12 protein-coding genes are annotated in these 10,227 nt (G+C 41.3%); 7 read left to right on the top strand and 5 right to left on the bottom strand.

The annotated features are described in order from the left end of the window. A partial coding sequence (locus tag RM049_RS26635) for a hypothetical protein (RefSeq protein ID WP_322706296.1) occupies positions 1–237 on the top strand: 237 nt, incomplete at its 5' end. Here the strand turns inward: RM049_RS26635 and RM049_RS26630 are convergent. From RM049_RS26630 to nfi, 3 genes are all read right to left on the bottom strand, one after another. Further along, positions 229–2,184: an FHA domain-containing protein gene (locus RM049_RS26630; protein ID WP_322706295.1), complete on the bottom strand. Its 1,956-nt coding sequence runs from the start codon at positions 2,182–2,184 to the stop codon at positions 229–231. The genes RM049_RS26635 and RM049_RS26630 overlap by 9 nt on opposite strands. Positions 2,185–2,335: 151 nt before the next feature. Continuing rightward, positions 2,336–2,887, bottom strand: coding sequence for an FHA domain-containing protein (locus RM049_RS26625; RefSeq protein ID WP_322706294.1), 552 nt, complete (start codon positions 2,885–2,887; stop codon positions 2,336–2,338). A 107-nt stretch (positions 2,888–2,994) separates the two neighbouring features. Continuing rightward, entirely contained in the window at positions 2,995–3,660 is a 666-nt protein-coding gene (gene nfi, locus RM049_RS26620; protein ID WP_322706293.1) for a deoxyribonuclease V, read from the bottom strand. A gap of 241 nt (positions 3,661–3,901) precedes the next feature. Between nfi and RM049_RS26615 the strand changes: the two genes are divergently transcribed. The 6 genes from RM049_RS26615 to RM049_RS26590 all read left to right on the top strand — a co-directional run bounded on the left by RM049_RS26615 (position 3,902) and on the right by RM049_RS26590 (position 7,530). Then, positions 3,902–4,423, top strand: coding sequence for a hypothetical protein (locus tag RM049_RS26615; RefSeq protein ID WP_322685943.1), 522 nt, complete (start codon positions 3,902–3,904; stop codon positions 4,421–4,423). Positions 4,424–4,612: 189 nt separating this feature from the next. Beyond that, on the top strand, positions 4,613–5,242 hold the full coding sequence (locus tag RM049_RS26610; RefSeq protein ID WP_322706292.1) for a hypothetical protein: 630 nt from the start codon (positions 4,613–4,615) through the stop codon (positions 5,240–5,242). A 299-nt stretch (positions 5,243–5,541) separates the two neighbouring features. Beyond that, positions 5,542–5,784, top strand: a complete 243-nt coding sequence (locus RM049_RS26605; protein ID WP_322706291.1) for a hypothetical protein — start codon at positions 5,542–5,544, stop codon at positions 5,782–5,784. A gap of 70 nt (positions 5,785–5,854) precedes the next feature. Further along, positions 5,855–6,088, top strand: a complete 234-nt coding sequence (locus RM049_RS26600) for a hypothetical protein (RefSeq protein ID WP_322706290.1) — start codon at positions 5,855–5,857, stop codon at positions 6,086–6,088. After that, positions 6,076–6,522 (top strand): type II toxin-antitoxin system VapC family toxin, encoded by a 447-nt coding sequence (locus tag RM049_RS26595; RefSeq protein ID WP_322706289.1) that lies wholly within the window; start codon positions 6,076–6,078, stop codon positions 6,520–6,522. The genes RM049_RS26600 and RM049_RS26595 overlap by 13 nt, the downstream gene beginning before the upstream one ends. A gap of 42 nt (positions 6,523–6,564) precedes the next feature. Then, a complete protein-coding gene (locus RM049_RS26590; RefSeq protein WP_322706288.1) occupies positions 6,565–7,530 on the top strand; it encodes an aldo/keto reductase in 966 nt (321 codons plus the stop codon). A 31-nt stretch (positions 7,531–7,561) separates the two neighbouring features. Here RM049_RS26590 and RM049_RS26585 read toward each other — a convergent pair whose 3' ends face one another. Then, positions 7,562–8,830 (bottom strand): DNA cytosine methyltransferase, encoded by a 1,269-nt coding sequence (locus tag RM049_RS26585; protein ID WP_322706287.1) that lies wholly within the window; start codon positions 8,828–8,830, stop codon positions 7,562–7,564. Between the two features lie 134 nt (positions 8,831–8,964). After that, the gene (gene lpxB, locus RM049_RS26580) at positions 8,965–10,119 is read right to left on the bottom strand and encodes a lipid-A-disaccharide synthase (RefSeq protein ID WP_322706286.1); all 1,155 of its coding nucleotides are present in this window, start codon (positions 10,117–10,119) and stop codon (positions 8,965–8,967) included. Positions 10,120–10,227 lie beyond the last annotated feature (108 nt).

Here is a 10,227-nt window from a genome sequence, read left to right as displayed (position 1 = left end):
CCTTTTATCCTCGCCGTTGCACCTTTTATCCTCGCCGTTGCACCTTTTATCCTCGAAGTTGCGCCTTTTATCCTCGCCGTTGCACCTTTTATCCTCGACGTTGCGCCTTTTATCCTCAACGTTGCACCTTTTATCCTCGAAGTTGCACCTTTTACCCTCGAAGTTGGGATTTGCTATTCAAAACAACCAAATAAATACTCTATCCCTCCTGCTCCCTGCACCCTAATACTAAGGTGATTGATTTAACACCCACTTCAACCACTGACTAAAGGAACTTAAAACATTCAACCTTTGAACTCCAGGCGCACGAGCGGCGGCGAGTCCATCAACGGCGACTAATGCAGCGTATTGCAAGCCCAAGAAACTATCAACTGCGGCATAAGGGCCACCTAAAGTAATCGCCCCCGCAGCATACATTTGACCTCGATCGCTACGCATTTCTACTAATTCAAAATTGTTCGCTACAGTCAATCGCCCCAGATGATTCACTGGTAAATTGTAATGTTTCACCAAATCTGCCAAGAGGGGATTTGCATCTACTTTGGCATCCAGTCCAGTAGCATCAACAATAAAGTCAGCGAACAATTTCTTTTCCCCAAAGCTTTGCTCTCGGATACGGGTAATAGTCCGGTTTTGGGCATCTCGTTCTACATCCAAAACCTCACCAAAGGTAATTTGATACCAGCCTTCGCTTAACCCTTGAGCAGTAATTTGCTGCCAATCTCGGCGGTCGGCGGTAGTAGTTCCACCCCAGTCTGCTAGTAAACGCTTGCGTTCATCGGGGGTGGCTTTTTCTAACATTGCCCGGAGTTCGCCGCCCCAACAGGCTTTCGGCCAGTTAAAGGGTTGAAATTCGTAATGATTTTTGACTAGGCGCTGGGTATTTTGAAATTTGTTACCTTGGGGTTTAGGCGATCGCATTAAATGCAAAACTGCAATATTCCGATTTCGCTTTCTGGCTTCATAAATTCGCTGCACAATCCGCGAAGCCACAATTCCCCGCCCCCGAATCAATACCGTACCACCATGTTGCTCTAGTTGTTCATAAACGCGATCGTGAGCTTCATAAGCATTGACGACAGATGTAAAATCTTGATATTTTTCCCTATAAGCTTGCAAATCTGGGAGAAACTGAATTGCTGGATATCCAGTAGCTAAATGTAAATAACGACTAACTAAAAAAGCATAATTTCCCGGGCCGCGAGAATAGGCTACGCAATATCTACCGTCATCAGTTTTGCGAATTACCCTAACTCGCCCATAGCGATAAATTTGATTCCAGCCTATGCGCTTTGTCTCCCTATCTATGGAATCAAAGACATTGCCCGCACGGGGAGTATAAGTTTCTGCAAATGTTGGTTCAGCAAACACTTGCCATAAATACTTGAATGCTGACTTGATCTCTCCTTTGGCTAAGTCTCCCCAAGCTTCACGCAAGGCATAACTAGGCCAACCCCAAATATTATCGGGACAAGAATCAGAATTAGAACGCAGTCTTTCATATAAAGGAATTTGCGAATTCAGACAGAGGCGTTTGTAACGGGCATAAGGTTCTGCCTCTAATCCCAAAGCCACAATTTTGTCAGCAGGTACACCACTAATTCGCAACAAATCAGTCCATAAAAAGCTACCCAATCCCGCCCCGATCGCTAGATAATCAGATTCATCTACTGGTAATCCTGTAGCATGAAGTGCTTGCACAGAGACTTTTTGTGCCTGAAACGCCAATGGTGGAAAATTACTTGCCACAGGCGTTAGCGGCTGTACAGGTAAGCTGGGGTCTGGGCGATTGGTATTTGCGTTGAAGTGAATCGTTGAAGGGGGGCTAGTATCTGGTGCAGAGGCGCTAGCACCAAATGTCACTGCAATCAGATAGGGGCCAATTTGCAACGTATCGCCATTAACTAGAACACTACGCGTTTGTGGTTGACCGTTGACATAGACACCGTTAACGCTACCTTGGTCAATCACTACTAAATGGTCTTGTTCCCAGTCAATTAGGGCATGGTAGCGAGAAACTTCGTTACTGTTAAGCAGCATCCGAGAAACCCGCATTCCTCTATGTTCAGCAGGTAAGCGAGCAAATTCTCGACCAAAAGCGATCGGCACATTTAACAGTGGTTCTCGCCGTTCGCCCGTCGCTGGTTCTTCCCAACTTAATTGGATTTGTATGTCATTGGTCATTTGTCATTTGTCATTGGTCATTTGTCATTGGTCATTGGGCATTGGGCATTGGGCATTGAGTATGGGGATTGAATCTTCAATTTTGAATTTTGAGTCGCACCTTTGGTGCGCTTCCAGCGCAACTTGAATTTTGAATTGATTTCTCCCCTGCTCAACTTCCCCGTGCTACCAACACACTCACAGCCGCAGCTAAAGATGTCCCACACCAATGACAGCCAATTTGTAGATTCTCTGCTGGGGAAACTTTATGACATTTGGGGCATTCTAAGCCATAAACTCCTGGCGGTGGTGCGGGGGGTGTTTGTGGGTGATGGTGATGTCCGAGATTTACTGCTGGATTGGGTGGGAGCAAAATTGTTGCTGGAATACTACCCGTGGAAACGCTTGTAACGTTGAGTTTTAGTTGTCCTAAAGTGATACTACTGCCCTCAGTTAAAAGCATTTCACCTTGGACTAATTGCCGTCCATCGACAACGGGGGGATTTTGCGATCGCAAATTCCTGATATAAAAGCGCTGTTGCTGGTGATGAAAAAATATTTCAACGTGGAGTCCAGATACAGTAGGATGACTCAGAACAATATCGCACCGGAGGGGATCGCGACCGATGCGGACAGTGCCATGATTTTGACTTGGCTGTTGTTCGTAAATGTTCTGAGTTTTATCTTGGCCTGCATCGTGCCAATGTAAAGTTAGTGCGTTCATTGTTCTAACTTCGTAAGTGGTATTTAGCTACTTCAACTTCTTTCTGTGCGATTCCTAACACGATTGAGTCGGTGCAAGCAAGTATTTAGAAGAAACTTCAACAAGCTTTATCTATTCGACGCTAATTTATCAGCAACACGTGTAGTTTCTGGCAGTCGATATTTGGGCGTACAGCGCAATACATAGTCAATCGCAGTCGGTAAACTAATTCGATGACCACTGGAAATATACAGAGGTTTTACTCCTGTGCGCGATCGCAAAACTGCCCCAATGGTTTCACCGTTATATATTAGTGGTTGTGTGCTGCCTTTGGTTTCTGCCAATTCTTCATGCTTACCTATCAACCTCGACTTAGCTACACCAATTGTCGGCATATCTATAAGTAACCCTAAATGGCTAGCTATACCTAATCTGCGGGGATGAGCAATTCCTTGACCATCACACAGAATGATATCTGGTGTTGTGTTAATTTTCTCCAGGGCATCGAGTACGGCTGGAATTTCCCGAAATGAGAGGAACCCAGGAACATAAGGAAAGGTCGTAGGACGATGTGCTAGGCTTGTCTCGATTACTTGCAAATCAGGAAAACTCAGCACTGCAACAGCAGCACGGCTAATTGTTCCATCAGCTTCAAAACCCATATCTACACCAGCAACGTACTGAATAGGTTCTTGTAGTTGATCTTCAGTAATTACTTGATTTTGCAGCGTTTCTTGGATAACTATGGCTTCTTCTAGTGTCGAAGGCCAAACACGATCTCGGTAAAACTTCATATTGAAAATTGGAATTAACTGATTAATATTAATCCTGTTAATTTGGCAAGCACAAAAACAAGAGTTTTTGATGTTGATACAGGGGAAATATATTTTTGTAAAAGTCTGTGAATGACTATCTTTATACTAAATATTTTAGCCCAGGTTAGCTGATATCTTACATTACAGTGTTACTTAAGGCTGTCAAGAGGGAATCCTGAGAATATAAGTTTATTTTTCTAGATTTTCTCTTTTACTGGTTATGACACAGCCAAATATTCTAAAACTTGCAAAACAGGGAGATGCAGAAGCGATCGCATCTCTGATGAACCGCCACTTATACCCCAAAGGGATCAACGCAAAAGTTGCTTTCCAAGATGCTTGCTTAGAGGTAACGCTAGAATCTGCCCAAGTACTAAATCAGCAAATTTTAGTTGCATTTATCCGCAAAGGGTTAACAGCTTTAGGGGCTGCATCTGTTGAAAGAGTCAAAATTTATGGACAACAAACAGGTAAGGAGTTTCCGACTTGGAGTAAAGAGTTTGATTTGGGCATGGTAGAAGCTGATTTAGAACCAGTAGATGATGAACACTCTTCTAGTAATCCTCAAAATCTAACTATTTATATTAACTTAAGTGGCGATACTGCGCAGGGATTAACAAACCAAGATTTTGAATTTATTGCTAATCAAATTAGTACTGATATTTTATCATCTTCTACTAACGTTTTTATTCAAAAAGTAAGTATTAGTAATGGTAGCTCTGTGATTACCAAGGAACGATAATATTTAATTTATCTCATGCATAGGTGCAGAGATAGAACCTAAAATACGGGGTTATATAATAATTTTAATAAACTTCTATGAATTTTAAATATAGGATTGGAAAAATTTTGAAAATGTTGCTTTTACCTGTAAATAGGGAATCCTGAGATGGAAGATATTATCTTAGTTGTTTGGATTTAGTTATTGGTTATGAAACAGCCGAATACTCAGGAAGTTACTAAGCAAAAGCTACAAACGTTTTACTGGCCTTTATGGTTTCCTTATCCTAGTTCTTGGTTCAAAGCATTGATTTTGACTCTATTTTTGAGAGTTATTATATTTATAGTTCAAAATACTGGAAAGCTAGGTTATGACATCGTATATTTTGTACGTAGCCCGGAATTATTTTTAATATTTACAATATTGTTAATCTTATCTCCAATTCCGATAATTTCTTTAACTCATCACTGCTTACACTTGCTCATTAGTCGATTTATCTCAGAAATTCAGGCACCGGAAATAGGTACAACACAGGGATTATTACCAGGATTAATGAGTTGGTGGGAAGGATTGTACGCTTGGCTTGTAATTGTAATTTCTACATTGATAGCAGCTTTGTTTTCTACAATACTTCTACCATTATTTAATCCTAACTACGACAGACGAATTGAATACTATATACAACTAGAAAATATCAATAATATCATCTTAATATTTGGACTATTCTATATTTATACTGGGGCATTGATTTATCAAATTGAAAATTTGGTAAAATACCGAATAATATTTGTTTATTCTGGTAATAAAGAAGAAGATACCAATAAATCAAATATAATTTAGAGACAGAAAAACATACAAAAAAAGAACTCGATAAATTGCGTGGAGAAATGGGATTGCACACAACAAAATCAAATATTTTATCGAATAATAGGCAAAATTTAATAATGGAGTCTCGACGGAAGTATCGTAATTTAAATAAAAAGTTTTTGTTCGTTTTTATAATATTTTCAATTTCTCTAGGAATATACTTTTCTTCAAAATTCGTAGAAATACTTCCCTTAACCTCTAAGATTCCAACACAAATACCATCAAAGCCTGTATTAGTTACACCCTCACCAGTGACTTCAGACTCGCCGATAGTGTTACTTGAAACTGATACATTTCGAGAGGCAGTAAGTAAAGCAATTAATGCAGCTAACTTGACTCAATCAGCAAAATCTCCAGATGAGTGGAAGACAGTTGTGAGTCATTGGAAAGGTGCGATCGCACTTATGAAAAACGTGCCATCTTCTAGCCCCAATTATGTAGTAGCCCAGCAAAAAATCATAGAATATCAGAAAAATCTTAACTACGCTGATAAAAATGCGATCGCTGGCAAGTAGCGCGATCGCACTTCAAAGCTAAACTAGAAAAAGGAGTGCGATATTCTGACACTAATGAGGATAAATTATCATGCTTAATGGACTCAGGCAACAGGCGATCGTCAAAACTGGTGGGGTAGTAGAAATCTCTTCTCCAGAACTTCCAGCAGGTGCAACTGTCGAAGTGATTGTACTTCTGGAGTCACCCGCAAAGCATTCTGAAAAGCCTCTAAGTAGCTTTATCGGATCTGTTAAAGGCAGTTTTGCTACACCAGAAGAAGTGGATCAGTTTATTCGCCAAGAACGAGATGCATGGGAATTCTAGATGCTATTCAAGGAACAAAGGTATACCTCGATACGAATATTTGGATCTATGCTTTAGAAGGATATCCAGTATTTGTCCAAGATTTAACTCAGTTATTCCAAAATGTTGATCGAGGTAACTTGAGTGTAGTAACTAGTGAATTATCACTTGCTGAAGTATTGGTAAAACCTTTCCAAAATCATGACTTAGCTCAACAAACAACTTACAAAAAACTGATTACAAATTCACAGAATTTAACAGTGATTCCTGTCAGTCGTCAGGTTTTAATTGAAGCTGCTCAACTTCGTGCCAGAATTAACATCAAATTACCAGATGCTATCCATGCAGCAACAGCACTGTTGACTCAATGTTCTACTTTTCTAACCAACGATCGGCGCTTTCGTAGTGTTCCTAAACTATCAGTAATTTTGCTTTCTGAGATTAATCCCCCCTAGCTAGAATTTATAATAAAAGTAATTTCGCCCCCGAACCCAATCATGACAGAAGGAAAAACGCGGCGTAATTTCCTAATTACCAGCATTGCTGTGACTGGAGGTATTGTGGCAACTAATGCTTTACAGCAAAATACTACCAACACCGCAACACCGTCAGCAACTATGCCAGAGCGGGTACTGGGACGCACAGAAGTAAAACTCCCGATCTTCGGGTTAGGAGGAGCAGGACAAACGCCGCTATCCTGGGAAGGAAAAGAGGGTGATGCTACAGCAATTATTCAAAGAGCGCTGGAACTTGGTATCCGCTACTTTGATACAGCAGCTAGTTATGGGCCGAGTGAAGATTATTTAGGGAAAGTGCTACCACCTCATCGCTCAAAGGTGTTTCTCACAAGCAAGACCGATCGAAGAGATCGTGATGGTGCATGGCGAGAATTGGAGCGATCGCTTAAACGTCTCAATACAGATTATCTCGATTTATGGCAGTTGCATCACGTCTCTTTTTCTGAAGAACTTGACACCATCTTTAGTCCATCTGGTGCAATTAAAGCTTTAGAAGAAGCCATAGAACAAAAATTGGTGCGCTTTGCTGGGATCACCGGACATCACGACCCTCAAGTAATTGCTGAAGGGTTACGTCGCTATCCTTTTCACACTACACTGATTCCTGTAAATGCTGCCGACAAACACCACCCACACCCATTTATCCCGGTGGTTCTGCCAGTTGCTCAAGAAAAAAATGTCGGTGTGATTGCGATGAAAGTCCCGGCTTATGGTCGGCTGTTTAAATCAGGTGGGTTGGCAGGTATGGAGCAAGCTTTAGGTTACACAATGTCTCAGCCTGGAGTTAATTGTTGTGTAATTGCAGCAGAGACGGTTACACAATTAGAGAATAATGTCAAGATAGCGAGAGCTTTTGTGCCTCTTAAAAAAGAAGAATTAACAGCGATCGCTCAACGGGCTGCTAATATCTGGGAAGATAGTACATTCTTCCGTGCTTGGACTTAGCCTAACCTTGCACATATTACAAAGTGTATTCTTACCAGTCCCGCTGATAATATTGTGCTGCTTGCGACATATTAAATTGTAATAGCTTCTCCTCTGGCAACTTGTATCCCAAACTCGGTTTAAAAGGCGAAATATTTAAACTGCGAATAATTTCTGACGCCACAGCCTTTGCTAGTAACGGTGGTACAGAGTTACCAACTTGTCGAAATCCGTGCCATTTGGTTACATGAAATCTAAACCAATCGGGGTAAGAATGCAATCTCGCCGCTTCCCTGACAGTGATACAGCGCGGCGTAGATGGATGAATCGGTCTCGGAGATGTGAAAGAACCCCTATACTTATCCGTTCCGGCTCTTAAAGTATTACAGACACCATCACGATGTAGCTTATGAAAACGACTAATTTTTTCTCTCTCACCTTGTTGAGTCTCCTGAAAACGTTTAACAGTTTCCGCAGAATGTTTTGTTCTTAAACTTGAAGAAAGTATTCGCAAATCATATTCTCGTTTGTAAGAATAATCATCATTTAGGCATTTGATACCGCGAAGTACAAGAGCATAGTTACTAGGCTTTTCATAGTCTGCAACAACCCAATCTCTTGTTAGTAACTCTGGATATTGTTCTATTTCAGGTAAATCTCCAATTGCATCCCATACTGTAGGACTCAATGGAATGTCAGATATTTTTTGAGAATTTAAATTATTTAGTAAAGCTTGTTTAGTAATCGGCTGAGGATATTTCGCTAACTCTACATCCTCCCTTGCACCTATAAGAAATAATCTCTCACGGGACTGTGGTACTCCGTAATTTGCAGCGTTGAGAATTTGATAATTTTCTTCTACTTTATAGCCGTGAATTCTAAAATCGCTAATTAATGTTTGGAGGATTTGTTTATGTTCGCCAACCGTTATCCCCCGGACATTTTCCATCACAAAAAATTTCGGTTTTAGTTCAATAACCAGTCGATGAAAGTGAAATACCAAAGAGTTTCGAGGATCGTCAACAGCCCGTTTACCAATTAGGGAAAATCCTTGACATGGTGAGCCACAAATAACCACATCAATTTCGCGATCGCCAATTTCAGACCGATTCCTAATTTCTTCCCCGGTAGTATCCACAACACTTTTACATAACACTCTCGCATAAGGGAAGTTAAACTCATGTGTTGCACAATGGATCGGGTCGATTTCCACAGACGCCAGCACATCAAAACCAGCTTGCTCAAAGCCAAGAGTCATACCGCCCGCACCAGCGAATAAATCAACTGCGATCGCTCGTTGTTTTTTCATCTCATAAGCCATGACACCTCTAAAGGGATTAGGGACTGGGGATTGGGTATTAGGTATTAGAGATTGGGAATTGGGTATTAAGTATAGAGTATTAAATATACAAAATTTTCCCAGTTCCTAGTCCCCAGTCCCCAGTCCCCAGTCCCTCATAGCATTTGCAAAATTTCTTGAGCAGCGCGATCGCAAACCCCAACTTCTCCCAAACTTTGACGCATTTCTTCATAATCTAGCAAAGTTTGCTCTGTGCGACTGGGATTGAGTAGCAGTTCCATTGCTGCTTGGGTAATATTTTCTGCTGTGGCTTGCTCTTGTAAAAATTCTGGCACAATCGGCTTCATCACTACTAAATTAGGTGGTGATGCGAAGGTTATAGAACCTTTGAGAATTTTCCGAGCGATCCACGCAGTCAGACGACTGAGGCGATAAACTACAACCTGTGGCACATTTAACAGAGCCAGTTCTAGATTGACAGTACCAGATTTGCTAATGGCTAAATCAGCAGCTGCAAAAACTTCCATTTGTTGACCTGATATAACTGTCGCCCGTAAACCGTAACGCTCAATAGCCTCTTCGATTGGCTGTCTATAAACTTCTAGCGATAGGGGAATCCAGAAACGAACTTCAGGTAATTTCGCTTGAATAGTTTGGGCAGCTTGAAAAATAATTGGTAAAAGATATTTTAGTTCTTGACGGCGAGAGGCGGGGAGGAGTGCGATCGCAATTTCTTCTGGTGCAATCCCCAATGTTGCACGAGCTGCTTCCCTACTAGGAGCATCTTGCATTCGGTCAACCAAAGGATGTCCCACCCAACTAACTTTTGCGCCTTTCTCGCGAAAGTAACGGGCTTCTTGTGGAAAGATTGCCAACAGCTTATCTGTAAAACCAACAATCCGGTTAGTTCTTCGCAAACTTATTGACCAAGCCCACTCTTGGGGAGCAATGTAATACACCACAGGCACATCTGGCAGATGTTGTTTCATATAAGTCCCAATTTCCAGATTGGGAGTCATATAATCGATCAGCACTACCAAGTCAGGGGGATTTTGCTTTAGGGAAGCGATCGCCCGTCGTTGCACCTGGAGAGTTGGTAAAATATAAGGCAGCCCTTCTTGAATACCCACTGAGCCAATACTACTGGTATTTCCCAGCAAAATTGCCCCAGCCTCTACCATTTTTTCGCCACCCAGCGCCACAATCTCTAATTCCAACCCAATCGCCGCAGCTTGACGCTTCAGCGCTGAAATTAGTAGCGACCCTTGTAAATCGCCAGATACTTCGCCAGTGCTGATAAATATCCGCATTTGATAATTGGTAATTACTAAAAATGAGGAGTTAGGAGTTAAAAATTCAATTTATCAACTCATAACTCATAAATTATGATGTCTGGAAAATTAACCACAATTCCTCAT

The organism is Nostoc sp. DedQUE04, assembly GCF_034530995.1.
Lineage (GTDB): Bacteria > Cyanobacteriota > Cyanobacteriia > Cyanobacteriales > Nostocaceae > Nostoc.
The sequence above is the reverse complement of the archived record's forward strand: the minus strand, read 5'-3'. Positions and strand labels throughout refer to the sequence as shown.